26 protein-coding genes are annotated in these 25,350 nt (G+C 67.9%); 10 read left to right on the plus strand and 16 right to left on the minus strand.

Translation table 11 applies throughout. The features are described 5' to 3' along the window. Positions 1–208: 208 nt before the first annotated feature. Positions 209–2,509 (plus strand): GH92 family glycosyl hydrolase, encoded by a 2,301-nt coding sequence (locus DMB37_RS04910; RefSeq protein WP_135231673.1) that lies wholly within the window; start codon positions 209–211, stop codon positions 2,507–2,509. A gap of 136 nt (positions 2,510–2,645) precedes the next feature. Further along, positions 2,646–3,968, plus strand: coding sequence for a M14 family zinc carboxypeptidase (locus DMB37_RS04915; RefSeq protein WP_135231674.1), 1,323 nt, complete (start codon positions 2,646–2,648; stop codon positions 3,966–3,968). Between the two features lie 65 nt (positions 3,969–4,033). Here the strand turns inward: DMB37_RS04915 and DMB37_RS04920 are convergent, their stop codons facing one another. From DMB37_RS04920 to DMB37_RS04945, 6 genes are all read right to left on the minus strand, one after another. Continuing rightward, positions 4,034–4,876, minus strand: a complete 843-nt coding sequence (locus tag DMB37_RS04920; RefSeq protein ID WP_135231675.1) for a hypothetical protein — start codon at positions 4,874–4,876, stop codon at positions 4,034–4,036. Between the two features lie 73 nt (positions 4,877–4,949). Beyond that, positions 4,950–5,609 carry a hypothetical protein gene (locus tag DMB37_RS04925; protein WP_135231676.1) on the minus strand — a complete coding sequence of 220 codons (660 nt, stop codon included), beginning with the start codon at positions 5,607–5,609 and terminating at the stop codon, positions 4,950–4,952. A 202-nt stretch (positions 5,610–5,811) separates the two neighbouring features. Beyond that, positions 5,812–6,813: an ABC transporter substrate-binding protein gene (locus DMB37_RS04930; protein ID WP_135231677.1), complete on the minus strand. Its 1,002-nt coding sequence runs from the start codon at positions 6,811–6,813 to the stop codon at positions 5,812–5,814. A 69-nt stretch (positions 6,814–6,882) separates the two neighbouring features. After that, complete coding sequence (locus tag DMB37_RS04935) at positions 6,883–7,722, minus strand: ABC transporter ATP-binding protein (protein WP_135231678.1); 840 nt, start codon at positions 7,720–7,722, stop codon at positions 6,883–6,885. Continuing rightward, positions 7,719–8,849 carry an iron chelate uptake ABC transporter family permease subunit gene (locus tag DMB37_RS04940; RefSeq protein ID WP_135231679.1) on the minus strand — a complete coding sequence of 377 codons (1,131 nt, stop codon included), beginning with the start codon at positions 8,847–8,849 and terminating at the stop codon, positions 7,719–7,721. Before DMB37_RS04940 ends, DMB37_RS04935 begins: the two co-directional genes overlap by 4 nt. After that, the gene (locus DMB37_RS04945; RefSeq protein WP_240772251.1) at positions 8,846–9,859 is read right to left on the minus strand and encodes an iron ABC transporter permease; all 1,014 of its coding nucleotides are present in this window, start codon (positions 9,857–9,859) and stop codon (positions 8,846–8,848) included. Before DMB37_RS04945 ends, DMB37_RS04940 begins: the two co-directional genes overlap by 4 nt. 180 nt (positions 9,860–10,039) lie before the next feature. On the opposite strand from DMB37_RS04945, the gene DMB37_RS04950 reads away from it, so the two are divergent. Together DMB37_RS04950 and DMB37_RS04955 are read left to right on the plus strand one after the other, a co-directional pair. Continuing rightward, positions 10,040–10,237, plus strand: a complete 198-nt coding sequence (locus DMB37_RS04950) for a hypothetical protein (RefSeq protein WP_107657566.1) — start codon at positions 10,040–10,042, stop codon at positions 10,235–10,237. Positions 10,238–10,344: 107 nt separating this feature from the next. Then, positions 10,345–10,791, plus strand: coding sequence for a nuclear transport factor 2 family protein (locus tag DMB37_RS04955; RefSeq protein ID WP_135231680.1), 447 nt, complete (start codon positions 10,345–10,347; stop codon positions 10,789–10,791). A 22-nt stretch (positions 10,792–10,813) separates the two neighbouring features. On the opposite strand, the gene DMB37_RS04960 is transcribed toward DMB37_RS04955, so the two are convergent. From DMB37_RS04960 to DMB37_RS04980, 5 genes are all read right to left on the minus strand, one after another. Continuing rightward, the gene (locus DMB37_RS04960; RefSeq protein WP_135231681.1) at positions 10,814–11,689 is read right to left on the minus strand and encodes a lysophospholipid acyltransferase family protein; all 876 of its coding nucleotides are present in this window, start codon (positions 11,687–11,689) and stop codon (positions 10,814–10,816) included. Positions 11,690–11,709: 20 nt separating this feature from the next. Next, positions 11,710–12,588: a hypothetical protein gene (locus DMB37_RS04965; protein ID WP_135231682.1), complete on the minus strand. Its 879-nt coding sequence runs from the start codon at positions 12,586–12,588 to the stop codon at positions 11,710–11,712. Then, positions 12,585–13,184, minus strand: a complete 600-nt coding sequence (locus tag DMB37_RS04970; RefSeq protein ID WP_167768748.1) for a hypothetical protein — start codon at positions 13,182–13,184, stop codon at positions 12,585–12,587. The genes DMB37_RS04965 and DMB37_RS04970 overlap by 4 nt, the downstream gene beginning before the upstream one ends. A gap of 212 nt (positions 13,185–13,396) precedes the next feature. Next, the gene (locus DMB37_RS04975) at positions 13,397–13,585 is read right to left on the minus strand and encodes a ferredoxin (protein ID WP_206055193.1); all 189 of its coding nucleotides are present in this window, start codon (positions 13,583–13,585) and stop codon (positions 13,397–13,399) included. Beyond that, the gene (locus tag DMB37_RS04980) at positions 13,585–15,051 is read right to left on the minus strand and encodes a cytochrome P450 (protein ID WP_135231684.1); all 1,467 of its coding nucleotides are present in this window, start codon (positions 15,049–15,051) and stop codon (positions 13,585–13,587) included. Before DMB37_RS04980 ends, DMB37_RS04975 begins: the two co-directional genes overlap by 1 nt. A gap of 101 nt (positions 15,052–15,152) precedes the next feature. Between DMB37_RS04980 and DMB37_RS04985 the strand changes: the two genes are divergently transcribed. Both DMB37_RS04985 and DMB37_RS04990 read left to right on the plus strand, forming a co-directional pair. After that, entirely contained in the window at positions 15,153–15,812 is a 660-nt protein-coding gene (locus DMB37_RS04985; RefSeq protein WP_135231685.1) for a TetR/AcrR family transcriptional regulator, read from the plus strand. A 167-nt stretch (positions 15,813–15,979) separates the two neighbouring features. Beyond that, complete coding sequence (locus DMB37_RS04990) at positions 15,980–17,095, plus strand: hypothetical protein (RefSeq protein WP_135231686.1); 1,116 nt, start codon at positions 15,980–15,982, stop codon at positions 17,093–17,095. A gap of 159 nt (positions 17,096–17,254) precedes the next feature. Here DMB37_RS04990 and DMB37_RS04995 read toward each other — a convergent pair whose 3' ends face one another. The 4 genes from DMB37_RS04995 to DMB37_RS05010 form a co-directional block, all read right to left on the minus strand. Then, positions 17,255–18,781 (minus strand): FAD-dependent monooxygenase, encoded by a 1,527-nt coding sequence (locus tag DMB37_RS04995; RefSeq protein ID WP_135231687.1) that lies wholly within the window; start codon positions 18,779–18,781, stop codon positions 17,255–17,257. Positions 18,782–18,850: 69 nt separating this feature from the next. Then, positions 18,851–19,861, minus strand: coding sequence for a DNA topoisomerase IB (locus DMB37_RS05000; RefSeq protein ID WP_135231688.1), 1,011 nt, complete (start codon positions 19,859–19,861; stop codon positions 18,851–18,853). 67 nt (positions 19,862–19,928) lie between these two features. Then, complete coding sequence (locus tag DMB37_RS05005; protein ID WP_107657574.1) at positions 19,929–20,123, minus strand: general stress protein; 195 nt, start codon at positions 20,121–20,123, stop codon at positions 19,929–19,931. A gap of 148 nt (positions 20,124–20,271) precedes the next feature. Next, positions 20,272–21,540 (minus strand): glycosyltransferase 87 family protein, encoded by a 1,269-nt coding sequence (locus DMB37_RS05010; RefSeq protein ID WP_135231689.1) that lies wholly within the window; start codon positions 21,538–21,540, stop codon positions 20,272–20,274. A 127-nt stretch (positions 21,541–21,667) separates the two neighbouring features. On the opposite strand from DMB37_RS05010, the gene DMB37_RS05015 reads away from it, so the two are divergent. From DMB37_RS05015 to DMB37_RS05030, 4 genes are all read left to right on the plus strand, one after another. Next, positions 21,668–22,297, plus strand: coding sequence for a flavodoxin family protein (locus DMB37_RS05015; protein ID WP_135231690.1), 630 nt, complete (start codon positions 21,668–21,670; stop codon positions 22,295–22,297). After that, positions 22,297–22,926: a UdgX family uracil-DNA binding protein gene (locus DMB37_RS05020; protein WP_135231691.1), complete on the plus strand. Its 630-nt coding sequence runs from the start codon at positions 22,297–22,299 to the stop codon at positions 22,924–22,926. The genes DMB37_RS05015 and DMB37_RS05020 overlap by 1 nt, the downstream gene beginning before the upstream one ends. Positions 22,927–22,953: 27 nt before the next feature. After that, entirely contained in the window at positions 22,954–23,346 is a 393-nt protein-coding gene (locus tag DMB37_RS05025; protein ID WP_135231692.1) for an ankyrin repeat domain-containing protein, read from the plus strand. Between the two features lie 70 nt (positions 23,347–23,416). Next, entirely contained in the window at positions 23,417–23,857 is a 441-nt protein-coding gene (locus DMB37_RS05030; RefSeq protein ID WP_255508364.1) for a nitroreductase family deazaflavin-dependent oxidoreductase, read from the plus strand. A 3-nt stretch (positions 23,858–23,860) separates the two neighbouring features. Here the strand turns inward: DMB37_RS05030 and DMB37_RS05035 are convergent, their stop codons facing one another. Then, positions 23,861–25,231, minus strand: coding sequence for an FAD-dependent oxidoreductase (locus tag DMB37_RS05035; RefSeq protein WP_135231694.1), 1,371 nt, complete (start codon positions 25,229–25,231; stop codon positions 23,861–23,863). Positions 25,232–25,350: the final 119 nt, after the last annotated feature.

The following is a 25,350-nucleotide window of genomic DNA, read 5'->3' on the forward strand; positions in this document are numbered from 1 at the left end:
CGTCGCGATCCAGCCCGCGCTCCGGCTCGATCTTGTACTGCTGCTGCGTAACCGGCCGCACGGTCTCGAAACCCGCACGCACCGCCCACCGCCACCGGCAAACAACGAATGCGCAGATCAGCGGCGTGTCGATCGTTCCGGCGAACAATCCGATGCCAGGATGGACCGGCACAGAGGCAACGTTGTCGCCAGCTCGCCGAGGAGAGGTATGTCGCGTCGCCGTCTTGCCGGCATCGTTGTTCCCTTGTTGCTCCCCTTCATTCCCGTTGCCGCCCATGCCGAGACCGCGGCCGATTCCAGCAGGTACGTGAACCCGTTCGTCGGAACGCAGGACGGCGGACCCGATTTCGGCCACGGCGGCGGCGCGGGCATGACCTTCCCCGGCGCGGTCGCACCGTTCGGCATGATGCAGTGGAGCCCGGACACGGTGCGCACCGCGGGTGGTGGCTACAAATACGAGGACAACCGCCTCTACGGGTTCTCGATGACGCATATCTCCGGCCCCGGTTGTACTGGCGCGCAAGACTTTCCGGTGCTGCCGATCTCCGGCATCATCGGCCGGTCACCGGCCGTCGACGGCGCCGGTTACCTGCAAACCTTCGATCACGCCAACGAGCAGGCCAGTCCGGGCTACTACCGGGTCACCACCGACAGCGGCGTGCAAACGGAACTGACCGCGTCGACCAGGGCCGGTGTCGCCCGCTTCACCTTCCCGAAGGACAAGCCGGGCACGCTGCTGCTCGACGTCACCGGCTCGGTGAACGGAGTCGACGACGCCGAGATCGCCATCGACGGAGACACCGTCTCCGGCTGGGCACTCACCGGCGGTTTCTGCGGCTCACGCGGCCGCTACCGGGTCTACTTCCACGCCACCTTCGACCGCCCATTCACCGCCTCGGGCAGCTGGCAGGACAACGTCATCAAGCCGGGCACGACCACCACCCGTGGTGCGGCACCGACCCGGCGCACGAAATCCGGCGAGATCGCGAGCAACGGCCTCGGCACCGGTCTTTTTTTGCAATTCGATTCGGCTCAGCCGGTGCAGATGCGCACCGGCCTGTCCTATGTCAGCCTCGACGGTGCCCGCGCCAATCTCAGCGCCGAGATCGGCCCGAAGGACTTCGACACCGTCCGGGTGGACGCGCGCGAGGCGTGGCGGCGCAGGCTCGATCAGATTCAGGTGACCGGCGGCGACCAGGATCGTTTGCGCACCTTCTACTCCGCGCTCTACCACGTGTTCCTGCAGCCGTACATCTTCGACGACGTCGACGGCAGCTACACCGGCTTCGACGGCCGGACACACCGGGTGCGCCCCGGACACCACTACTACGCCACCTTCTCCGGCTGGGACATCTACCGCAGTGAAACCCAGCTGCTCGCCTGGCTCGCACCCGATGTCGCCGCCGACATCGCCCAGTCGATGTACGACAACGCGCACGTCCTCGGCGACGTGTGGGACCGCTGGTCGCATCAGAACACCGTCACCGGCGTGATGAACGGCGACCCGTACCACTCGATCATCGCCAGCACCTACGCCTTCGGGGCACGCGACTTCGACGCCGAGGCGGCACTCGCGTCGATGGTCGCGGGCGCCGAACGCATCGGCGAGAAGTCCGGTTACACCGAACGTCCCGCCAACGAGCATTACCAACGGCTCGGCTGGGTGCCAGGTCAGGTGTCGGACACCCTCGAGTACAACATCGCCGACTTCGGCATCGCCCAGTTGGCGCACCGGCTCGGTGAACGCAACGTGCACGACAAGTTTCTGCGCAGCTCCCATGGCTGGCAGCACCTGTACAACCCCTTTACGAAATGGCTGCAACCCCGGTCCGCCGAAGGCATCTTCAATCCCTTCTTCGACCCGGCAGGCACCGACGGTTACGTGGAAGGCAATGGTGCGCAATACCATTGGATGACCTTCCACGATGTCCGCGCCCTCTTCGACATGATGGGCGGCAACGCCGAGGCGGCCGGACGGCTGGACACCTTCTTCAGCCAGCTGAACGCGGGCCCGCACGCCCCCTTCGCCTACCTCGGCAACGAGCCGACGCTGCAAACGCCGTGGCTGTACGCCTGGGCCGGACTCCCCTACCGGACCCAGGAGGTCGTCCGGCGCGCCCGCAGCGAACTGTTCAGCCCGACGCCGAACGGCCTGGCGGGCAACGACGATCTCGGCACCATGTCGGCCTGGTACGTCTGGGCCTCGCTCGGCCTCTACCCCGTAATCCCCGGCCGCGCTGAGCTTTTCGTGCACGGACCGGCCTTCACGAACGCCGAGATCCGCCGCTCGTCCGGCGAGCGGATCACCATCAGCGCGCCCGAGGCCACCGATGCCGCACCGTACATCCGGGCATTGCGGGTCAACGGCGCGGACACCACGAAGGCTTGGCTACCCGAATCGTTCGCGCTGTCCGGCGGCCGCCTCGACTTCACCATGGGCGCCGAGCCGGACGCACGGTTCGGTACCGCCGCGGCCGACGCGCCGCCCTCGTTCGGCGTGCCCCGCTAGCCGCCCATTCATTCGGTCATCGGATGTTAAGAACGGATAGCAATTGTGCGCAACCCGTTCCGCTGACGGCAAACTGACCCATTCGACGCCGACCGCGGCCACTATTGATGAGGGCGGAGGATGAGGTTATTCGGCGGTGGACGAGGTCAGCGAAATCGTCGGCGTGGTCGAGCGGATCGACACGTTTCCGACGGTGCACGAATTGAACGAATACGTCGACAAACTCGCCGGCGCGCTGCCGGATCGGGTGACGGTCACCGAGATCGGCAGATCGCGTGCGGGCGATCCGATCCGGACGGTGCGGGTCGGCGCGGGCGCAGCGCAAGTGGTGATCATCGGGAATCCGCATCCGAACGAGCCGATCGGCATGGCGACGATCCGCCACCTGCTCGGCAGGCTGACCGGGGATGACGCGCAAACCCTCGGCGCTACCTGGCATTTCCTGCTGTGTCTCGATCCCGACGGCACCCGGCTGAACGAAGGGTGGTTCGCCGGTGCGCGCACCAGATCCGGCGTCGCGCGCGGTTTCTACCGTCCACCCGCGGCCGAGCAGCCGGAGTGGTGCTTTCCGACCAGCTGGCTCGGCACCGCGGTCGGTGCGCCGCTCCCGGAGACGCTGGCGCTGATGGGCTTGATCGATCAGACCCGTCCCGCGCTGATCGTTTCGCTGCACAACGCCGATTTCGGCGGCGGGTTCTTCTACGCCACCGGCGGCGATCGCGACTACTGGTCCGCGCTCACCGACCAGCTGACCGCGGCGGGTGTGCCGATTTACCAGGGGCCACCCGACGTGCCCGGCGCGCGCACCTGGGCTCCGGGGGTGTTCGAGCTGCCGTCGTTCCAGCGGATCGCCGAGACCTTGGCCGCCGAGGGCGTCGAGCCGCTGGCGATGATGTACGGCGGCGGCATTCGTGATTATGCGGCGGCCCACGGGACCGCGCTGCTGGTGTGCGAGTTGCCGATGTGGGTCGACTCGCGGGTCACCGACGACGCTCCGAGCGGACGCTCCCTGGCGAACGTGCTGCATTCCACCGCAACCGCTTACGAGGAGATTGCCGAGATCGTGAGCGGCGTGCTCGAGCGGGTCTCCGGTCGGTCGCCGTTCGGGCGGGCACTGACCGACACGGTGCGTGCCCTGCGCGGCAACGCCATTGCCAAACGCTGCGCCACCGAGTCGCGCATCGCCACCCGCGGCGAGGTCTTCATCGAGGAGTACGTGTGGGTCGGCGTCGCCCGCCTGCGTGCGGGCGGCATGCTGCTGCGCCTGCTCGACAGCGAACCGCACCGCGAGGGCTGCGCCGCGGAACGCGCTCGGTTCACCGCGATCTTCGAAAAGTGGTGCACCGACATCGAAACCAACGCCCCCGGGCGCTCGATCCCGGTGCACCGCCTGGTCACGATCCAATCGATGGCGATCGTCACCGCCGTCACGCGACTACGCGACGGCCGGCCCGTCTGACACTCGGTGGAAGCGGACAGGCGAATACGCGCCCCGGCCGGTAGCCGGGGCGCGTAGCCCGCCGATCAGTAACCGAACTGCCGCAGAATCGGCCCGCAGACGTGCCATTCATCGCCGCCGTCGTGCGCCTCGTGATAGAGGTGCGCGACGTACCACATGACGATGTCCTGACCGTCGGTGTTCTCACCGTTGACGTGCCGCCAGATCTCGTCGTCGTTCGCGTTGCCGAGTGCACCACCGAGATCTTCCGGCCCGTGGTAGGCGGTGATCGCGACGTCGAGCCGGGAGAACCAGTCGCTGGCACCGTCGAACGGTCCCTTGTCGATGAGGAACCCGCGGCCGGTGCCCTTCTTGATGACCGCCCAACGATTGTCGCCGATGTGAATCGAGGACAGCTCGTTCTTCCGCGGGATCCAGCCGGGACCGTAACCCCAATCCTGGCTCGTCAATGCGTGTTGCAGTGCGAGATTGTTCGCGGCACCGTCGATGTCCCAGTCGAATCGCCAGTAGGTGTGGTGGCGATGGTTGGCCGGATGTTGCAGACCGGCGCTGTAGAGCTGCGGCAGGATGATGCCGTCGCTGCGGAAGATCCACCGGTTCAGCAGGCGATAGCGACCGATGACGTGATAGCTCTCCACCACCAGGAAACGGTGGTCGGGAGCGCTGCCCTCGTAGACCGCTACGGGCCGTTGCATATTGCCGCTGCTGAGTGGGTCCTTGTACGGTCCGCCCGCGCCGCCGTCGTATTGCACGCGGATCATCGGCAGGCTGGCCCGGTGCAGCACCTTGATGCCTTTGTAGAAGACGTCGCGGAAAGCGATGGCTTCGCTCTTGCCGTCGAGGACCTCCCAGTAGAACCGCCAGACCGGAGCCTCGGGCGGCCAACTAACTGTCCCTGAGCTACTCATGCCTCCACCTCGCTGGCGCTCGGTTCCGGCATGTGCAGCGCACACTGGCACATGATTCGTTCGCTGCGCTCACTCATGACCTACCCCCAGGAATCAAACCGACCTCGGCCACGTCTTCCGCACTGAGATCCACGATCGCGAAGGCGGTGGGCACCCGCCGATCCGCGGGCCCGAACCGCAGGTCCACGAGCCGATGCCGATAACGCGAACTGTGAAAGTTCACGTCCTCGACGATCAGTCCGGCACCGGTGTCGACGTCGATTCCGTGCTCGGCGAGCCGGCCGTCCCGGCGCACCAATTCGATGGCGCGAGCTTCCTCGACCTCGGACATGGCGGGCTGGGTCAGCGTCTCGTGCAGCTCGATGAGCGACCGGGTGGTCACGTCGACGATCGCCTCGATGACGACATCGTCGGAGTAGTTGTAGATGACGACCACCGGATACTCGGTGTCCCGGTCCAGGAATCGGGTTCCGACGCTGATGATCTCGTACCGCTTGCCGTCGAGCAGGTCGTTGACGCCCGCCTGGCTCAGCGCCACCTCGGGTGCGACCGCCGCCGCTTCGTCGGTCGATCGCAGATCCCGCGCCTCGGAATACACCGGGGTGGTCTGCACCGGCGGGAGCAGTTCGCTCCAGTCGCGCGCGTCGGAAAACTTCGGGTCGATGACGGGGCCGAGATCGATGATCTCGGTGCGCAGAAATCCCGGAGGCGGAAGGGTGAATCTTTCGGCCATGAGCGAACTCCATGCTCTTGGTAACTACCGCGCGGTTTTCCGCGCCCCCTCATCCTTCGACGCCGCGCCGAACAGGTCGCGAGTACTTCCGTACTCCACTTGCACCAGCCGAATCTGCGCCCCACCCAGGTAGCTGACCGGTACCTGGATACGCCGAACGGGACATGACCGAGCTGGTCATGTCCCGTTCGGGCGTGGCGCGCTACTGGACGCCGGTGGCCTTGGCGACGTCGGTGAGCATCTGATCGGCGGCCTGCACGCCGATGCCCGACATCCAGGTCTCGTCCAGCACGTCGATGGCCTTGCCGTTCTTGACGGCGCGCAGGTCACGCCAGACGGGGCTGGTGGTGACGGCGCCCTTTTCGGTCTTGCCCGGGTCGTCGATGGTGGCGACGAAGATCAGGTCGGCGTCGGCCTGATCGATCTGCTCGGGGCTGACGTCCTTCATGATCTTCTTCGGGTCGGTGGAGATCTGCGACTCCGGTCGCGGCAGGCCGATGTCGGCCAGCACCACGCCGCTGAAGGAGTTGCTCTGGTACAGCCGGGTCGGGCCGGCCAGGAAGCGGACCACCGAGACGGTGGGCAGCACGCCGTTGTTCTTGGCCTTGATGGCGTCGCCGAGCGCGCGGGCCCGATCCTCGTAACCCTTCAACGCGTCGGCGGCCTGCTGCTCGAGGCCGAGCGCCTTGCCGTGCACCGCGAGGTTGGCTTTCCAAGGGCCACCGGTGGTTTCGGTGAACACCGTCGGCGCGATGCCGCTGAGCTTGTCGTAGATCTTGTCGTGGCGGACCTTCGAGGACAGGATCAGATCGGGCTTCAGCGACGCGATCCGCTCGAGGTTCGGCTCGAGCAGCGGGCCGACGTCGGTCACCCCATCGACCTTGCCCGCCAAGTATTCCGGGAACCCGCCCCGCGTCTTGGTATGCGGGACAACGGCGCCCACCGGCTTGATGCCGAGCAGGGTGACCGAGTCCAGCTCGGCGGTGTCGAGCACCACCACACGCTTGGGCACCCGCGGAATGGTCACCTGGCCCATCAGGGTGTCCAGGGTGCGCGGGAAGCTGGCCGAATCGGCCGGGGAGGCAGCGGAATCCGTATCGGCGGAGTTGTTGCCACAGGCCGCGAGGCAGGACAGGCCTACCGCCGCAACAAGTGTCGCGATGCCGATGCGGCCGAGTCGGCGGCCGCGGAGTCGGGTGGACATGAGCAGTCCCTCATCTCTGGGAGTGGGTGGTGCATCAGCTCGAGCGAGGCGACGCTGGGGGTAGTCCGCTCAGACGGGAGCGGCGGCGGACAGTCGGGCGGCCCTGCTGCGCGGAACCACCAGCGGGGTCCCGGTTTCCGGGTCGGGTATCACCAGGGCATCGACCCCGAAGACGGTGCGGACGAGTTCGGCGTCCAGCACCTCGGCGGGTGGCCCGGCCGCGGCGAGGCGGCCCTCGTGCAGCACCACGAGGTGGTCGGCGTAGCGGGCGGCCTGGCCGAGATCGTGCAGCACCATGACGACGGTGCGCCCGGCCTCGGCGTGCAGGTCGGCAACGAGGTCGAGCACGTCGAGTTGGTGGCGCAGGTCGAGAAAGGTGGTCGGCTCGTCGAGCAGCAGCAGGTCGGTGTCCTGGGCCAGTGCCAGCGCGATCCAGGCTCGCTGCCGTTGGCCGCCGGAGAGCCGGTCGACCTGTTGTTCGCGCAGATCGGCGGTGCCGGTGCGCCGCAACGCGTCCTCGACGGCCGACTGGTCGGTGACCGACCACGGCCGCAGCAACCGCTGGTGCGGATAGCGACCGAGCCGCACCAGCGCCTCGACCGTGATGGACTCCGGCGTGATCGGCTGCTGCGGCAACAGGCCCATCCGTAAGGCCAACGCGCGGGCGGACATTCGATGGATGTCGGCGCCGTCGAGGGTGACCGTGCCGCCCGTCGGGCGCAGCAGCCGGGTGAGTCCGCGCAGCAGTGTGGACTTGCCGCAGGCGTTCGGGCCGACGATGGCGGTGACCGAGTCGCCGGGCAGCACCAGGTCGAGCCCGTCGATCACGACGCGGTCGCCGTACCGCAGATCGACTGCCTGCGCGGCCAATTCGTTGCGGGCGGCCACGTCGTCCGGTGTGTCACTCATGCGGTCCTCCTGGAGACGGGCGCGCTCTCACGGAGCATCAGGATGAGCAACCAGGGAGCGCCGACGGTCGCGGTGACCACGCCGACGGGCAACCCCTCGATCGGCAACGCATGCTGCACGATCAAGTCGCAGACGAGCAGCAACGTCGCACCGGCCAGACCGGTGACGGCGAGCGTGACGGCGGTGGGCGGACCGGCGAGCCGCCGCACGAGGTGCGGAACCGCCAGCGCCACAAAAGCAATCGGGCCGGTGAGGGCGGCGGCCAGCGCGGCGAGCGCGATGGTGGTGCCCAGCAAGGCCAAACGGGAATGCGACACCCGGACACCGAGCGTGCCCGCCGACTCGTCGCCGAGATCGAGCACCGACAGCGTGCGGTATTGCAGATACAGCAGGGCCAGCACCAGCACGCAGGCCACCGCGGCAGCCTGGATCTCCGGCCAGGTGCGTCCGTAGAGCGAACCGGTGGTCCACTGCACGGCAGACCCGGCGAGCTCCAGCGGAAAACGCACCACCATCAGATTCACGGCCGCGGCCAATCCCGCCTGCACCGCCAGCCCGACCAGCACCAGCCGCGTTACCGGCAACCCGGACCGCCAGCCCAGGATGCCGAGCAGCAGCGCGGCGAGCATCCCGCCGCCGAGCGCACCGAGCGGGATGAACGACTGGCTCGCGCCGAGGGCGAGCACGAGCACCGACCCGAAGGACGCGCCACCGGTGACACCCATGACGTCCGGCGAGGCGAGCGGGTTACGGAACAGCCGCTGAAGCACGGCACCCGCGGTGGCCAGGCCCGCGCCCGCGAGCAGCGCGGCGGCCAGCCGTGGCGCACGGAACTCCTGGACGACGTAGACCTCGCCCTGGTCGCCGAAGCCGAACACGGCGCGCAACGCCGTCGCCGCCGACATCTCGACCTCGCCGACGCTGAGCGCCACGGTCGACAGCACGGCGATCGCCACCGCGCACACCGCGCCGATCAGGATCGCGCGCCTGCGCTGCCGCACCAGGACATTCGCGCCGGAACGCCATGGTGTTCGACCATGCCGCAGCGACGCCGCACCAACCGGATCAGCGGAGCGCTTGGGGCGCACTAGTGTTCCGCCGTTGCGCGGCGGTGGAGTGTCGATCATCGGCCAACCCGTCGAGCGAGCACGGCGAGCAGCGGCGCACCGAGGAACGCGGTGACGATGCCGACCTCCAGCTCCGAAGGCCGGGCGACGAGCCTGCCGAGGATGTCGGCGGCGAGGAGCAGCAGCGGGCCCGCGATCAGGCAGCCGGGCACGAGCACCCGGTGGTCGCCGCCGAGCACCAGCCGAACCAGGTGCGGCGCGGCCAGTCCGATGAACGCGATCGGCCCCGCCACGGCCACCGCGGAGCCGGCGAGCAACACCACCGCGACCATCCCGGCCAGCCGGATGCGCCCCACCGGCATGCCCAACGCCGCCGCGGCTTCGTCACCGAGGGCGAGAGTATTGAGCGCGGGTGCGATCACCAGGCCGATCACCGCGCCGATAATCAGCGTCGGCAGCATCGGCACCAGCACGTCGAGGTCGCGTTCGGCGATCGATCCGGCCAGCCAGAACCGCGCCTCGTCCAGGGTGCGTTCGCTGAACAGCAGCACGGCGGAGGTCCACGAGACGAGCACCAGTTGCAGAACGGTGCCGCCGAGGACCAGCCGAACGGGATCGAGGTCGCCGGCCCGGCGCCCGAGCGTCAGCGTGAACAGCGCGGCGGCCGCCGCGCCCGCGAACGCGAAGCCCAGGTACTCGATGGGACGGGTCAATCGCAGCGCGTAGATGGCGGTCACCACGGCTAGCCCGGCGCCGGCGTTGATGCCGAGGGTGGTCGGCGCGGCGAGTGGGTTGCGGGTGATGCCTTGCACGAGCGCGCCGGCGAGGCCGAGCGCGGCGCCCACCGCCAGCCCCACCAGGGTGCGCGGCAATCGCATACCGGTGACCACCATGGCGTCGCGGCCCTCCGCATCGCCGAGCAGAGCCTGCACGACGGTGCCGATCGGCACCGAGCGGGCACCGAGCGCCAGGCTCAACACGACGCACAGCAGCAACGCGGCAAACCCGAGCATCAGCATCGGGATGCGGCGCGACAACGCGGCCGTGCGGGTGGTGTCGACGGAGGTCACGGGACGAGAGCTTAAGTTAGCGATACCTAAGTCTGTCAACGCGCGGCTGCGCGTGTGATGTCCGTCTCGTCCGTTTTTCGCGCCGGGGCGCCGCGCCGGCAACCCCACCTGAGCAGCGATCGAAGCACAGAATCAACAGTCACGGTTTCGTAACGGGCAGCGCTGGGTACTAACAGAAGTATGACATCGACGGATCACCGACCCGCCCGGATCGCCGGCGTGGAGCCGGGGACCGCGGTACTGGCATTCGCTCTGTGCCTTGCCTTTTCGATCGGCATCGCTACGCTCACGCAGTCTGCTGTGACCACGGTCCTCGCATGCGCCAGCATCGCGGCCGGGCTTGTACTCGTACTGAACATCCTGCCGCACAAGGCTTGACCCTTCTCGCCTCCGCCACCGAGACGGCTTCGAAGTTCCGGCTCTTGATTCCCGGACTCGCGCCTGGTGGCATAGCGCCAAGAAAGTCGGCGCGATTCGGAGGCATCATGCTGTCCCTACCAGAGATTTCGGACCGCCTGGAGATCCAGGACCTGATGGTCCGGTATTCCCACGCGGTCGACACCGGACAGTGGGACCTGCTCGACGACATCTTCACCGAGGACGCCCATATCGACTACACCGCGATGGGCGGACCGGCCGGCGACGTGGCGGCGACCAAGAAGTTCCTCGCCGCCATGTTGCCGAATTTTCCCGCCTTTCAACACCTGATCAGCAACTCCTCGATCACCCTCGACGGCGACACCGCCACCGGGCGGACCATGTGTCACAACCCGATGATGCTGTCCGGCGGCGACGGTCCGCCCAGCCTCATGCTGTGCGGGCTCTGGTACCTCGACACGTTCGCGCGGGTCGACGGGCAGTGGCGCATCGCGCGCCGGGTCGAGGAGAAGAGCTACATGTTCCTCGCACAGGCGGTGCCGGGCGGGAGCTGAATGCGCTGCGGCCCAGCCGATATCAACCGACAATCGGTAGCCTACGTTCGGCCGAGAGCTCGCACAGTGCGTCCTGCATGACGCCGGTGACGAGCTCGTAGGCCGCGTCGACATCCAGTTCCGGGCCCAGTTCGGCGTGCAGATCGATCGGCTCGAGGAACTCGACGGTGACCTTGCTCGGCAACGGGATGTGCCCGGCGAGGTCACCGATATTGAGTCCCCACGGGAGGGCGATCGAGATGGGAAATACCTTCAGCCGCAACATCCGATCCAGGCGCAGCAGCTTGGCCAGCCGATCCCCGCGCGACAGCATCAGCGCGGTCTGCTGAGCACCGATGTTGACCATCGGCACGATGGGCACCTTCTCCTCCCAGGCCAAGCGGAGAAAGCCGGTCCGGCCGGCGAAGTCGATCTCGTCTTCTTTCCAGGTCGGCCGGTGCACCTCCCAGTCACCGCCGGGATAGACGAGCACCGCCGCGCCGTCGCGCAACACCTGCCGTGCGCTGTTCGGGTCCGCGCCTACCGTGCCGAAGCGGCGCAACAACGTACCGATGACCGGATAGGCCATCACCATGTCGTGCGCCAACTGGAAGAACGGGCGATGCGGACCGAACCGCCGCACGAACGCCAAGGTGGCGACCAAGACCTCGGGCGACACGTTGCCCCCGGAATGATTGCCGACCAACAGGACCGGGCCGTCCTCCGGAATCCGGTTCAGGCCCCGGACCTCCGCACGGAAGTACAGCCGCGCGAACCACCAGCCCGGACCCACCGTGTCGATGATGAACTCGGGATCCCGGTCGGCCGGGTCGGGCGCGGGCACGCGCGCGTTCACCTGCTCGGCGACCCAGTCGGTCACCTGGTCGATCCGGTCGGTCGGCAATCGAAACCAATTCATGGGCAACGCTTTCCGTTAGATCACGACTCGATCACCAGGAGCCTGCGGAAGAAGCCGCGATAGCCGCGCAAGGCCTGCCGCAACTCCTCGGTATCACCGTCTTGCAGGCCGGAGCAGTGTTCCTCGAGGACGCGCTTGCGTTCGGCGTAGGCGGTGGTCAGCTGGTAGATGATGTCCGCGACGATCTTGTCCGCCTGGGTGACGGCGTCGCGGGGGCTGTCGACGAAGGCGCCCTGCACCTCGCGCCATTGGGTGCGGAGGCGATCGAGGTCGGTGTCGGCGAAGAGCGGGGTGCCGACGTTGTCGAGTGAAATCCCCTGCCCAGCAGCATTTCCTGCGGTGGTCGTCTCGTCCGGGGTGGTCGGCTGTGCGGTTTCGGCGGCGCTTGTCACGGGGGCCTGATCGGCGTCGGTTGCCGCAGGGGCACTTCGCGCGTCGTGATCCGCTGCGCTCTGGTGCGCGGTGTCGTAATCCGCCGTACCCGCCTGTGTGGTGTCGGCATCGCGATCCGCCACGCGCGAGTGCGCAGTGTCGTAGTCCGACGCGCTCTGGTGCGCAGTGTCGGTGTCTGCCGTGCCCGTCTCGGTCGTCGCAGCGTCGTAATCGGCCGTGCGGGATTGGTCCGCGTCGTATTCCGTGGTGCGCACGTGCTCCGGTTCGACGTCCACGTCGGTCGTGCGCGCACGTTCGGCGTCATCGGCTGTCGTGCTCGCATGTCCGGCATCGGTCGCATCCGTCGTGCCTTCGGCGGAACGGCTACCCGACTCGCCTGCGGCCCAATCGTTTTCGCGACCTTCCTGCCAGGACGAAGACCGTGCCTCCTGCTCGCTCATCGGGATATCCGCGCTCGGCGTCGCGGAACGGTCGGAATGCGCGGTGCGTTCGTATTCGGTGCTCATGACAGCGCTTTCTTGTCGTGCTCGGACTTGTTGGCCTTGTCGTGCTCGGGCTTGTTGTCGTCGGTGGCGCCATTCAGCAAGTCCTGGAACAGGTCCCGGTAGTGCACGATGGCGGTGCGCCGGTCCTCGGTGGACACCTCGGAACCGGTGGCCCTGGTGGCGATCTCGTGCGCAGTGCGGTAGTGGCCGAGCGCTTGCGCATGCTCCACGGACAGGTCGGCAACCTGCTGATCGAAATTCTCAGTGGGATAACCACGTTGGGCCATCACCGTGGTCAGCAACCGATCGGCGGACTGCAACGCCTCGACCGGGTCGTCGATGAACCGCTCCTGCACCTCGACCCACTGCGCGGTGTAGAGCTGCTTCTGCTCCGGGGTCAGCGCGCGCAGTTCGAGCTCGGCGTGCCTGCGTTCGCGTTCGGCCAGTTCGCGTTCGGCCGCACGCCGGTCGTCGTGTTCCTCGACCGTCCGGTCGTACTCCGGGCCGAAACGGCTGCGTAGCCGCTGCCTGCGCACCATCGGCCACGCCACCAGGGCGATGACCGCCGCCGCCAGTACCACCAGAACGATCACCGTGATCAGTACTCCAGACGACACCTGGACCTCCTCGCCGAGCCTGTCGTATTCGGACAGGTAATGCCTCGCCGCCGAGGTTCCAAACTCTTGATCACGCTTCGATGTCACCCACTGGGATCGCAGCACGCCCAGCGGTTTCCGCGCGGAAGACCCGCACCCTTCCTTCTTGAAATCCGCACCTGCTTCGGCCGCCCGCAATCAGTGCAGGTCCCGGGAAAAGGTGCGGCGTGCGGTCAGGTGCGGCGCAAGGCTTCGACCGGGCAGCTGTCGATTACCAGCTGGACGAGGTCGTGGGTGGTTTCGTCGATGGTGTCGGCAAGGGGGGTGACGATGCCGTCGTCGCCGACGCGGAACAGGTTGGGCGCCAGCGCCTCACACATGCCGTGCCCCTCGCAGCGGGTGCGGTCGGCGTCGACGCGCATCACCGCAGCCGTTCCAGCCGAAGGGGCAGACCGTCGGCGGGCATCGGTCCGGTGCCCGCGACGAGCGGCACCTGGTAGTCCGGACGCACCGACCAGCGGTATTGCAGCAACATCTGGTGCAGCACGGCTTTGACGGTCATGCCGCCGAAGTACAGGCCGATGCATTTGTGCGCGCCGCCGCCGAACGGGGCCCAGGCCAGCCGGTGCGATTTGTCCTCGCGGCGGTCGGCGGCGAACCGCTCCGGGTCGAACACGTCGGGGTCGGCCCAGTAGTCGTCGGTGCGCATCATCGGGTAGGCGCCGACCATGACGAGCGTGCTCTTCGGCACGTAGTAGCCGAGAATGTCGGTGTCGGCGATGGTTTCGCGAATCTGCTGCGCCACCGGCGAATACATGCGCAGCGTTTCCTTGAACGCCAGGTCCAGGCCGGGTAGCCGGTCGAGATCGCCGTAGTCGAGGGCGGGCTTGCCGAGCGCCCTGGACTCCTCGCGCAACCGCTCCTGCCACTGCGGGTGGCGGGCGAGTTCGTAGGCGAGCATGGACGCGGCGATCGTACTGGTGTCGTGCGCGGCCATCATCACGAAGATCATGTGCTCGATCACCTCCTCGTCCGAGAACGCGTGACCCTCCTCGGTCTCGGCGTGACACAGCACGCTGAACAGGTCGTTCCCCTCGCCCGCCCGCTTGGCGGGTAGCTCGCGCCGGAAGTACTCGCCGAGGATGCGCCGTCCGCGCACCCCGCGCGACCACACCCCGCCGGGCACATTGGTGCGGATGAGCGCGGTCGCGCCGTGTACGGCGTCCTCGAAAGCCCGTTCCAGCACCACACTTTCGGGGCCGAGCTCGGCACCGGCGAAGACCTCGGTAGCTTGCGCGAGCAGGATCTGCTTGATCGCGTCGAAGACCGGGAAGTGCGGGCCCGGCCGCCACTCGGCGACGCCGCGGGTGATGCGTGGAGTGGTCAGGTCCAGGTAACCGACCAGCCGGGGCCGGGTGAACGCCTGCTGCATGATCCGGCGGTGGAACAGATGCTCGTCGAAGTCCCGCAGCAGCAGACCACCCCGAAAGAACGGGCCGATCAAGAACTCCCAGCCACGTTGCGCCGAGAAGACCTTGTTCCGATCCATCAGCACCGCCTCGATGGCGGCCGGACTGCTCACACCGACCATCTCGCGGCCGAGCACGCCCATCCAGTTCACCGGTCCGTACTGCTGAAATCGCTTGCGCGTCAACCCGATCGGGTCGCTCAGCGCGTGCAGCGTGTACCCGATCCCCGGAGCGCCGAAATCGCCTGGCATCGGGCGCAATCCGCTCCCCGGTGGCGGTTCGGCCAGCGGCCGCTCGACCGACGGGTACCGACCGGCGACGCGCGCGCCCCACGTCTGCGCGTGTTTCGCAACGCGCGCCCGCAGGCGGCGGACATCCCCTTGCACCTCGGTGACCTTAGGAGAAATCAGAAGACTCATGACGGCCGTCCCTTCGCGACGCTGCGACTCCTCGACCATATCGGAAACACACGTTTCCGTACACAGTTGTTTCCCGACTTATCTTGTGCAAGGCTTCGTCGGTGACCCGAGTATTCAGCGGCACCTACCGTGGCACCTCCACCGCCGAGCGCCGGGAGGATCGGCGCAGGCGGCTACTCGACACCGCTCTCGACATCGTCGGCACCCAGGGCCTGTCCGCACTGACCGTGCGTGGCCTCTGCGAACAGGCCCGGGTCGGACCCCGCTTCTTCTACGAGGCGTTCCCCGATCTGGACGCCGTCGCCGCCGAACTACTCCTGGAAATCCAGGACGCCGCTCTCGACACCGCCCGCGCCGCCGTCGCCACCACCAAGGGGTCGCCTGCGGACAAGATCCGCGCCGGCGTCGCCGCCCTCATCATCGAACTCACCGACGACCCACGCCGGGCCCAGGTCGTCTTCGCCCAGGCCTACGGAAACGAGGTCTTGATGCGCAGCCGCTTCGACGGCATGCGCCGCGTCGCCGACGTCATCATCGAACAGACCCGCCTCGTGCTCGACCTCCCCGCAGGCCACGACACCGCCGTCACCGCGACCTCCCAGCTGATCACCGGCGGCGCCGCCGAACTCGTCCTGGTCTGGCTCGACGGCGGCCTGGATGTCGACCGCGCGGGCCTGATCGACCTGCTCGCCGATTTCACCATCGCGATGGTCGGGCGGCTGCCCGATGTCGCCCAGCGCTTGTCGACAGCTTCCGAGTGACCGGGCAGTCCCTTAAGCTGAATCCATGAACGCGTGCAGGCGATTTCTGCGCCCCGGGCCGTCAGTCGGCCACGGGGTCTGCCGCGTGCGTTCGCGCACGTAGTTCCTGTGGCCGTCGCCGGTTCGGGGGTTTCACCGAATCCGACTGGCTACCAAAGGAATTACTCATGCCTGCCTATCTCACTCCACTCGATCTGTCGCGCGCGCTGACCGTGCGCGACCTCAGCGATGTCACGCAGGGACCGCACGCCATGCAGGCGCTGCTGGACGCGCTGGTGCACGCGCTGGCCGATGCGTGGGCGTCGAGGGTCCGCGTCGTGCGCAACTCGCCGCTCGTCGCCGTCGTCGACAACTACGACAAGCTCGGCTACGACCCGGCCGACGTCACCCGCGACGCGCGCTACACCCGATACGTCAGCCCGACCACCATGCTGCGGAGTCACACCACCGCCGACATCCCCGCGACATTGCGGCGCTACGCCGAGGTGTCGGGTGACGTCGACGACCTCATCGTGGTGCCCGGCGTGGTCTATCGCAGGGACGTCGTCGACCGAATCCATGTGGGTGAACCCCATCAGGTCGATCTGTGGCGGCTCCGATCGAGCCCGGACACCGGCGATCACCACGTGCGCGAGATGGTCGCGCACCTGGTGGAGGCGGTGCTACCGGGTGCCGAGTGGCGCACCACGCCGGCCCGGCACCCGTACACCGCCCTCGGCAGACAGGTGGACGTGCGCCTCGGCACGGAGTGGCTGGAACTCGCCGAATGCGGGCTCATCGCCGACCATGTGCTGGCCGGCGCGGGGCTCGATCCCGCCCGCTGGTCCGGCACCGCGCTCGGCCTCGGTTTGGACCGAGCCCTCATGCTGTGCAAGGGAATACCCGATATCCGCTACCTTCGATCCGAGCACCCGCGCATCGCCGACCAGCTGCAAGATTTGTCCCCGTGGCGGCCGGTCTCCGCGCTGCCACCGATCCGCCGCGACCTGTCGGTGGTGATCGCCGACGACACCGACGACGAAACCCTCGGCGACACCGTGCGAAAGGTGCTGCACGATCGGGTCGACGACATCGAGTCGGTGCTCGTCACCGCCCGGACACCATGGGCCGAGCTCTCCGAAAAGGCCGGGGACAGACTCGGCATCGTGCCCGGGCAGACGAACGCCGTTGTGCGGCTGACCCTCCGGCCCCTGGCGCGCACGCTCACCGACGAGGAGGCCAACGCGCTCCGCAACGAGGTGTACCGCGCCATCCATATCGGCCCCCATCTGGAGCTGGCATGAACGCAAAGCGCCTGCCGAATTCTGAACACACGTCGGGACTGTCGGCCGACTCGAAGTGCTGCTAGCGTGGAGAAACTCAACGAAGCAAAGTAGTCGATGGGGCCGGAACCCCTTCTGGGGCATGGGGTTCCGGCCTCTGCGACGATGCCACCTCCGGTACTACCCCCCTGCGCCGAACCACCGAGCCAGCGCCGCCTCGAGCCCATCCAGACTCCCGCCATCGGCCGCCCATGCCACAAATCCATCGGGACGAACCAGCATCCCGGTCAACTCCCCCGGCTCAACCGCCTTCGCCGTGGCCACTCGCACCCGCGGCGCCCAAGGTGCCACCGCCGCACGCAGTTCCGCGGAATCAGCCAGATCGAACAGAACCGCGGCACCATCGGCGAAGTGCGTGCCGAGCCGGGTCCCGTCCGACAACTCGAAGTCCGGTACCGCCGCACCGACGCGCTCGTGCCCGCCACCGAGGTCGTAGCGGTGCAGCACGCCGGAGATCTTCTTGAAGATGACAGTCGCCGCGTCGCGGGTCGCCAGCAGTTCGGTCATCACCTCCCGCAGTTTCCTGCTGCGCAGGTCGGTGCGCATCAGCGCCACCTGAGCCCGGGTCCAGTCGAGCACCCACGCCCCGATCGGATGCCGTTCGGTGGTGTAGGTGTCGAGCAGGTCCGGCCGCGCCCAGCCGCGCACCACCGCGGCCAGCTTCCAGCCGAGGTTCACCGCGTCGCCGATGCCGAGGTTGAGTCCCTGCCCGCCGAACGGTGAATGCACGTGTGCCGCATCGCCTGCCAGCAGCACCCGGCCCTTGCGGTATTCGGTGACCTGACGGGTGTTGTCGGTGAACCGGGTGGCCGAGTGCACGGCGGTGATCTCCACCGGAACACCGGACACGTTGCGCAGACTCGCCTGCAACTCCGCCGCGGTGATCGGCGCGTTGCGGTCGGCGGGTGGACCGTCGAGCTCCACGGTGAGGATCCGGCCCGGTACCGGGCCGTGCACATAGATCCCGGTGTCGGTCGTTGTCCAACCCGGATTCAGCGCTTCGGCCCCGGTCATCTCGACGATGGCCTGATGCCCGGTCAGCTCCGGGTCGAGGCCGGGAAAGTCGAAGCCCGCCAGCTTGCGCACCGTGCTGCGCCCACCATCACAACCGACCAGCCAGCCGGCGCGGACAGTGTTGGCGCCGAGCCGAACCGTGACCCCACCGCCGTCGTCGTCGAAATCGGTGAGCTCGACACCGCGCCGCACGATGGCACCCAACTCGGCAGCACGTCGCCCGAGGAGTGCCTCGATGCTCTGCTGCGGCACCAGGTAGACCTCGGCGGCCGGGCCGAGATCCGCGAACGAGGAATGATCGAAGTCGACAAGGTCGGCCCCGATCATGATGCCCGCGAAATGCCCGAGAAACGGCGGCGTTATCGGCTCATCGGCCGGCCCATCGCCTGCCGTCAGAAATCTCGCCATCTGGTCGCGCATCCGCGCGCTTTCGGCGACGATTTCCGGCAGCAACCCACGCCGGTAGAGCGCCTGTGCGGTAGGAACATTGATCCCACCCGCCTTCATCGTCGGATCGATCTCGTCGAGCCGCTCGACCACCAGCACATCCACCCCCGCGAGCCGAAGTTCGCAGGCCAGCATCAATCCCACGGGCCCGGCGCCCGCGATCACCACGTCGTATGTCTCGTCCATGGATCCGACGGTGCCGCGCGTCGATTGCGCCGCCCTTGCACGACACTTGCGTCGCACCGAACGACGGAATCACTTCGCCTTGCGCAACAGCCGAATCACCGCCCGATCGACCAACTCCCGCCGCTCGTCGTCGGAATCGGCGCGCCGCGCACGACGCAACGCCGCGGCAATGGTCGATCCGTTCTCCCAGGCGGTCACCACCCGCGGGTCGACGTAGGAGTTACGCGCGACCGTCGGCGTGTTCCCCAGGGCCGCCGCGACGTCCTCCATCACCTTCTTCTCCACCGCTCTACGACCACGTTTGGACTCGGGCCGCTCGGCCGACGCGAAGTCCGCGGCCGCCAATACCGTTGCCTGCCAGGTGCGTAAGTCCTTGGCGCTGCATTCGCAGCAGGCGAGTTCCTTGAACCGCAGATTGACGTCGTCGGCGTGCAGTTCGCGATAACCGGTCCCGTTCCGATAGACGAGCAACCGAGACGACTCGGCCGGACAACGCCGCATGGCCCGAATGGCGTTGGCCACCAACGGTTCCCTGATCCGCACCCGCCGCCGGATACCACCCTTGGCCGGGTAGTCGAACAGCATCTCGGCACCGGAGAGCCGCACCTGCTCGCGCAGCAGCGTGGCCACCCCGCGGGTCCCGTTCTCCTCCGCGTACTCCTCGCCACCCACTCGGAACACGCCGCGGTCCAGCAGATCGATCGCCACCGCCTCGGCGCGATGCTTGCTCAGCCCCCGCTCCCCCAGATCCGCCCTGACCTGCCGCCGCACCTCGGGCAGCCGGGCGGCGAGTTCGAGCACCCGATCGAACTTCTCCTCGTCGCGCTCCCTGCGCCACTGCTCGTGGTACAGATACTGCCGCCGACCGGCCGCGTCGATGCCCACCGCCTGGACGTGACCGTTGGCGTGCGGGCAGATCCACACCTTGCGCCACGCGGGCGGGATGACCAGGGCTTTGATGCGGTCGAGGGTTTCCGCGTCGGTCACCGCTTCGCCGTCGGTCGTGGCATAGGAGAAACCACGGCCGCGCCCGACTCGGGTCAGGCCGGGCCCGTACACAGTGCTGCGGCGTAGGCGCATCGGAGATTCCTCGGCTGGGGACGGCCGATGGGCGAGGCAGTCGCCTCGCCCATCGGCTGTTGTCGTGCTATCGGTTCAGGTGGCTGCGTTCGCCGCCGAGACGTTTGGCCGCGACCGGTTGGGCCGCCGCACCCTTCTTGCCCGCCTCGCTGGCGCGCTTGGGGTCGTTGTCGAAGCTGCCGCTACTCGCCTTGCCACCCTGGCTGGCGATCTTGCGCTGCTGCTCCGGATCCATGGCGGCGAAACCACGTTGGGCTGCCATGCAATCCCTCCTTGCCTCGAGTACTTTGTCGGCGACGGCTGGGTTGCCGTCACTGACGGCCCTACCCGGGGATCTCGGCAGCAAACATTGGGGCCTGCCGCAAAGTCCGGCTGAAGGCGCCGGACGGGGACTTTGCGACAGTCGGAATTCAGTGTTGGGGCACCAGTGCGGGGGCCGGCTCAGGCGCCCGCGCGGCCCGGCGACCCGAGACGAAATACAGCGCGACGAGCAGCACGCTGAACCACACATAGGTGTTGCCGATGATGTGTTGCCATGGCGTCCATTGCGTTTCACGATGTTCGCCGTCGGGCAACCAGTTCTGCGGCCCGTACACGAAAACCGCGGTGATGACGGCGATGGTCACCGACCAGCCGATCGCCTGGCGACGTGGCAGCCGGGTGGCGTAACCGATGCTGGCCAGCAATGCCGGGGCGATCCACACCCAGTGGTGCGACCAGGAGATCGGCGAGAGCAGCAGGGTGAACACCGCGTTGATGGCCAGCGCGAGCGGCGGGAAATCGACCGCGCGCCGCATGGCCGCGACCACGAGCACCAGCAGCGCGGCGCCGAGGATCAGCCACAGCGCGGTGAACGCGGGCTCGGGCACCTGCAATCGGGCCAGCACCGCTTGAATCGACTGATTGGTATGGAATGCCGACCCGCTCAACCCGGACACATTGCCCATACCGCCGAACCAGTACTTCACCGAGTCGCGCGGCAGCACGGCGAAGCCGATCAGCGTCGCGGCCGCGCCGGTCGCCGCGGCCGTCGCCGCCGACTTGTAGTCCTTGCGCACCAGGAAATACAGCACGAACGCCGCCGGGGTCAGCTTGATGGCCGCGGCGATGCCGATCAGCATGCCGCGCCGCCAGCGCGGTTTGATCGCGAGGCAGTCGGCCGCGACCAACGCCATCAGCAGCAGATTCACCTGGCCGAAGCCCAGCGTCGAATGCACCGGCTCCAGCAGCAGGGCCAGCGGCGTCGCGCACCCGGTCACCATCAGCACCAGCTTGCGCTGGTCTTCGCCGGGCCACACCCGCCGCGCGACCAGGTACAGGGTCAGCCCCAGCGCGGCCACCGAGGAGACGAAGAAGGTGAACGCGGCCGCGGTCCACGGCAGCAGCGCGAACGGGCTCAGTGCCAGCGCGGCGAACGGCGGATAGATGAACGGCAGTCCGGCGCCGATGGTGGTCTGCGGCAGCTGTCCGTACATGTCGTTGCCGTGCCGTAGCGCGTCCACCCCGAGGCGATAGACCTGCAGGTCGATGAACCCGCCGGTGATCTTGTCGAACGGCCAGGTCGGCAGCAGCAGACAGAACGCGGAGAACGCGATACAGAGCACCGGTGCCAGCCACATCGCGACGCCGAGTCGACGATTCTTGGCTTCCGGCTCAACGTGGGTGGCGACACTACTCATCCGCGGCGACTATACCGACCTATCGCCTCCGGTACACCAGGTGGGAGGGCCTTCGGCGGCCGATGGAGTGAGCGCAACCGAAACGGGTACGTCGACACCAGTCCCCCAACCGAAGGAGGTCGACCCGATGACCGCGTTGACGGCCGTAGCGCTGGTGTGCAGTTTGAAGAAATCACCCGAATCGTCGAGTACGGAGCTGCTGGCCGGGCAGGTGATGGACGAGCTGGAGCGACACGGGGTGGGCGGCCGCGTAGTGCGGGTGGTCGACTACGACGTGCGGCCGGGCGTGACCGCCGACGAGGGCGACGGCGACGCGTGGCCGACGTTGCGCGAGATGATCGCCGCCGCCGACATCGTGCTGATGGCGACGCCGACCTGGGTCGGGCACATGTCCTCGGTGGCGCAGCGCGTGCTGGAGCGGCTGGACGCGGAGCTGTCGGAGACCGACGACGCGGGCAGGCCGAGCATGGTCGGCAAGATCGGCATCGCCGCCGTGGTCGGCAACGAGGACGGGGCGCACAAGATCATCGCGGATCTGTTCCAGGCGCTGAACGACATCGGGTTCACCATTCCCGCGCAGGGCGGCACCTATTGGAACGGGCAGGCGATGGGCACGGTCGATTACAAGGACCTGTACCAGGTCCCGGAGTCCGTCGAAAGCACGACCGCCGCGGTCGCCCGCAATGCCGCGCATCTGGCCGGACTGCTGCGCGCCGAGGCGTATCCGCCCTATTCGCGCGAGTCTCAGGAGGCGTGATGAAGGCCCCGGGTGCCGCCGAGTTCGTTCCCGACACCGCGGACCTGTCGACCCTGCAAGAAGCGTCCTGCCGATGCCGAGGGTGTGACCTCTACCGGAACGCGACGCAGATCGTCTTCGGCGAGGGTCCCCCGGACGCGTCGGTGGTGGTGGTCGGCGAGCAGCCCGGCGATCAAGAGGATCGGCAGGGACACCCGTTCGTCGGCCCCGCCGGACACCTGCTCGACAAAGCGCTCGACGAGGCAGGCATCGACCGGGACACCGTTTATCTCACCAACGCCGTCAAGCACTTCAAGTTCGTCGAGCGGGGCAAGCGGCGGATCCACAAAACGCCCGGCCGTACCGAGATCGTCGCCTGCTCGGCCTGGATCAACGCCGAACTGGCGCTCATCCGCCCGCGACTGGTGGTGTGTCTTGGTGCGGTCGCCGCGCAGGCGGTGATCGATCCGGCGTTCAAGGTGAGTCAGCAACGCGGCGAGGTTGTTTCGCGGCCCGACTACCGGGCGATCGCGACCGTGCACCCCTCGGCGGTGCTGCGCGCGCCGGACCGCGCCGAGGCCTATGCGGCCTTCGTCGACGATCTGAAGAAGGTGCGGGCCGAGATGGGGAAGCGCACGACCTCGAAGTGAGTCACCGGGGCCTGGTAGGAATGGCGGATGGACGCTGACATGGACCCCGAACTCATCGAGCTGGCCACCAAGGTGTTCGACTTCGCGCGCCAGGGCGACGCCGCCGCGCTGGCCACCTACCTGGACGCGGGGGTGCCCGCGGATCTGACCAACGAGGCGGGCGACACCCTGCTCATGCTCGCCACCTACCACGGTCATCGCGATGCGGTCGCCGCGCTGCTCGACCGCGACGCCGACCCGACCAAGGCCAACGACAAGGGGCAGACCCCGTTGGCAGGCGCGGTCTTCAAGGGCGAGAACGAGATCGCGCGCTTGCTCCTCGAATCCGGGGCCGACCCGGACCAGGGCACCCCCTCCGCCCGCGACGCCGCGTTGATGTTCGGCAAGCCCGAACTGCTGGAGCTGTTCGCCGACTACTGACCGCCCGCGGAATTTCGCCGCTCACTTCATGGTTGCTGCCCCTGAAAACGCAACCACTGGAGGCAATGACGTGTCCGATCCCCACAGCCCCGACTTCGAACCGAAGAGCTTCAACCAGCAGGTGATCGATGAGTTCCGCGCCAACGCGGGCAAGGTCGGCGGCATGTTCGAGGGCGCGGCGATGGTGCTGATCACCACCACCGGCGCCAAGTCCGGGCGGCGCATCACCAACCCGCTGGTCTACCTGCCCGACGGCGACCGGGTCGTGCTCATCGCCTCCAACGGCGGCAACGACAAGCACCCGGCGTGGTATTACAACTTGCGCGCGAATCCCGACCTCACGGTCGAGATCGGCACCGAGCGGTACGCGGCGAAAGCCGAGGTCGTCTCGGGCGCCGAGCGCGACGAGCTCTACGCCAGGATGGTCGAGATCATGCCGGGCTTCGCCGAGTACCAGGCCAAGACGTCGCGGGTGATTCCGGTGCTCGCGGTGTACCGCAGCGCGGCGTGAGCGCTATCCGCGCTCGCGCACCGCGCTGACCGCCTTGCGGGCGGCCACCAGGACGGGGTCCCACACCGGCGAGAACGGCGGCGCGTAGCCGAGATCGAGGGCGGTCATCTGTTCGACCGTCATCCGCGCGGTGAGTGCGACGGCAGCGATGTCGACGCGCTTGCCCGCGCCCTCACGGCCGACGATCTGCACGCCGAGCAGCCGGCCGGTGCGCCGCTCGGCGAGCATCTTCACCGTCATCGATGCGGCATCCGGGTAATAGCCCGCGCGACTGGTCGATTCGACGGTGACCGTGACGAACTGCAGGCCCGAGGCCCGAGCGTCCTTCTCCCGCAGGCCGGTTCGCGCGACCTCCAGGTCGCAGACCTTGCTGACCGCGGTGCCGACGACGCCGGGGAAGGTCGCGTAGCTCCCGCCGACACCGGCGCCGATGATCTGGCCGTGTTTGTTGGCGTGCGTGCCGAGCGCGATATGGCGTTCGCGACCGGACACCAGGTCGAGCACCTCGACGCAATCGCCACCGGCCCAGATGTTTTCGTGACCGCGCACCCGCATGGCCAAGTCGGTGAGCAACCCGCCGTATTCACCTAGGGGCAGACCCGCCGCGCGCGCCAGCGCGGTGTCCGGCTGCACGCCGATGCCGAGCACCACCACATCCGCGGGGTATTCGACGCCGTCGGCGACCACGGCGCCGACCCGGCCATGCTCGTCCGTCCGGATCTCGGTCACCTCGGCATTACTGACCACCTCGATACCCATGCCGCACATGGCATCTCGGACCAGGGCACCCATGTCCGGGTCCATCGTCGACATCGGCTGGGGGCCGCGCTGGACCATCGTGACGTCGTAACCGCGCTTGATCAGCGCCTCCGCCATCTCCACCCCGATATAACCGGCGCCGACGACCACCGCGCGCTTGCCCTCGGTGTGTTCGAGCGTGTCGATCAGCGCCTGCCCGTCGTCGAGGGTCTGCACGCCGTGCACGCTTGCCGCGTCGATGCCGGGCAGCGGCGGCCGGATCGGGCGGGCGCCGGTGGCGATGACGAGTTTGTCGTAGTCCGTCCAGGATTCGGTGCCTGCGTCGAGGTCGCGGGCACGCACCCGGCCGCCCGCGACGTCGATCTCGGTGACCTCGGTGCGCATCCGCACATCGATGTCGCGGGCGCGATGCTCCTCGGGGGTGCGGGCGATCAGTGCGTCCCGCTCGCGCACGTCGCCGCCGACCCAGTACGGGATGCCGCACGCGGAGTACGAGGCGAACCGGCCGCGCTCGAATACCACGATCTCCAGGTCGCTCGCGCCCTTCAGCCTGCGTGCCTGCGAGGCCGCCGACATCCCGGCCGCGTCACCACCGATGACCACCAGTCGCTCCATACGGCTCACGCTACGGCCGACCGCCCGTCGCCGAGCGGAGGGGGTCGCCGCGATTTGTGCGCGGTATTCCGGTTGCCATGCGGTTGACTCGGGTTTACTCCACACTGATCTTCTGGCAA

This window comes from Nocardia sp. CS682, from assembly GCF_004634405.1.
Classification (GTDB): Bacteria; Actinomycetota; Actinomycetes; order Mycobacteriales; family Mycobacteriaceae; genus Nocardia; species Nocardia ninae.

What these genes read in the sequence shown, in the direction of transcription:
- DMB37_RS05000 (WP_135231688.1), bottom strand. Translation starts at nt 19,861, where the DNA reads ATGCGCCTACGCCGCAGCACTGTGTACGGGCCCGGCCTGACCCGAGTC.
- DMB37_RS05015 (WP_135231690.1), top strand. Translation starts at nt 21,668, where the DNA reads ATGACCGCGTTGACGGCCGTAGCGCTGGTGTGCAGTTTGAAGAAATCA.
- DMB37_RS05020 (WP_135231691.1), top strand. Translation starts at nt 22,297, where the DNA reads ATGAAGGCCCCGGGTGCCGCCGAGTTCGTTCCCGACACCGCGGACCTG.
- DMB37_RS04940 (WP_135231679.1), bottom strand. Translation starts at nt 8,849, where the DNA reads ATGATCGACACTCCACCGCCGCGCAACGGCGGAACACTAGTGCGCCCC.
- DMB37_RS04975 (WP_206055193.1), bottom strand. Translation starts at nt 13,585, where the DNA reads ATGCGCGTCGACGCCGACCGCACCCGCTGCGAGGGGCACGGCATGTGT.
- DMB37_RS04965 (WP_135231682.1), bottom strand. Translation starts at nt 12,588, where the DNA reads ATGAGCACCGAATACGAACGCACCGCGCATTCCGACCGTTCCGCGACG.
- DMB37_RS04930 (WP_135231677.1), bottom strand. Translation starts at nt 6,813, where the DNA reads ATGTCCACCCGACTCCGCGGCCGCCGACTCGGCCGCATCGGCATCGCG.
- DMB37_RS05035 (WP_135231694.1), bottom strand. Translation starts at nt 25,231, where the DNA reads ATGGAGCGACTGGTGGTCATCGGTGGTGACGCGGCCGGGATGTCGGCG.
- DMB37_RS04955 (WP_135231680.1), top strand. Translation starts at nt 10,345, where the DNA reads ATGCTGTCCCTACCAGAGATTTCGGACCGCCTGGAGATCCAGGACCTG.
- DMB37_RS04990 (WP_135231686.1), top strand. Translation starts at nt 15,980, where the DNA reads ATGCCTGCCTATCTCACTCCACTCGATCTGTCGCGCGCGCTGACCGTG.
- DMB37_RS04995 (WP_135231687.1), bottom strand. Translation starts at nt 18,781, where the DNA reads ATGGACGAGACATACGACGTGGTGATCGCGGGCGCCGGGCCCGTGGGA.
- DMB37_RS04950 (WP_107657566.1), top strand. Translation starts at nt 10,040, where the DNA reads ATGACATCGACGGATCACCGACCCGCCCGGATCGCCGGCGTGGAGCCG.
- DMB37_RS05005 (WP_107657574.1), bottom strand. Translation starts at nt 20,123, where the DNA reads ATGGCAGCCCAACGTGGTTTCGCCGCCATGGATCCGGAGCAGCAGCGC.
- DMB37_RS05025 (WP_135231692.1), top strand. Translation starts at nt 22,954, where the DNA reads ATGGACGCTGACATGGACCCCGAACTCATCGAGCTGGCCACCAAGGTG.
- DMB37_RS04925 (WP_135231676.1), bottom strand. Translation starts at nt 5,609, where the DNA reads ATGGCCGAAAGATTCACCCTTCCGCCTCCGGGATTTCTGCGCACCGAG.
- DMB37_RS04910 (WP_135231673.1), top strand. Translation starts at nt 209, where the DNA reads ATGTCGCGTCGCCGTCTTGCCGGCATCGTTGTTCCCTTGTTGCTCCCC.
- DMB37_RS05010 (WP_135231689.1), bottom strand. Translation starts at nt 21,540, where the DNA reads ATGAGTAGTGTCGCCACCCACGTTGAGCCGGAAGCCAAGAATCGTCGA.
- DMB37_RS04980 (WP_135231684.1), bottom strand. Translation starts at nt 15,051, where the DNA reads ATGAGTCTTCTGATTTCTCCTAAGGTCACCGAGGTGCAAGGGGATGTC.
- DMB37_RS04920 (WP_135231675.1), bottom strand. Translation starts at nt 4,876, where the DNA reads ATGAGTAGCTCAGGGACAGTTAGTTGGCCGCCCGAGGCTCCGGTCTGG.
- DMB37_RS04935 (WP_135231678.1), bottom strand. Translation starts at nt 7,722, where the DNA reads ATGAGTGACACACCGGACGACGTGGCCGCCCGCAACGAATTGGCCGCG.
- DMB37_RS04960 (WP_135231681.1), bottom strand. Translation starts at nt 11,689, where the DNA reads ATGAATTGGTTTCGATTGCCGACCGACCGGATCGACCAGGTGACCGAC.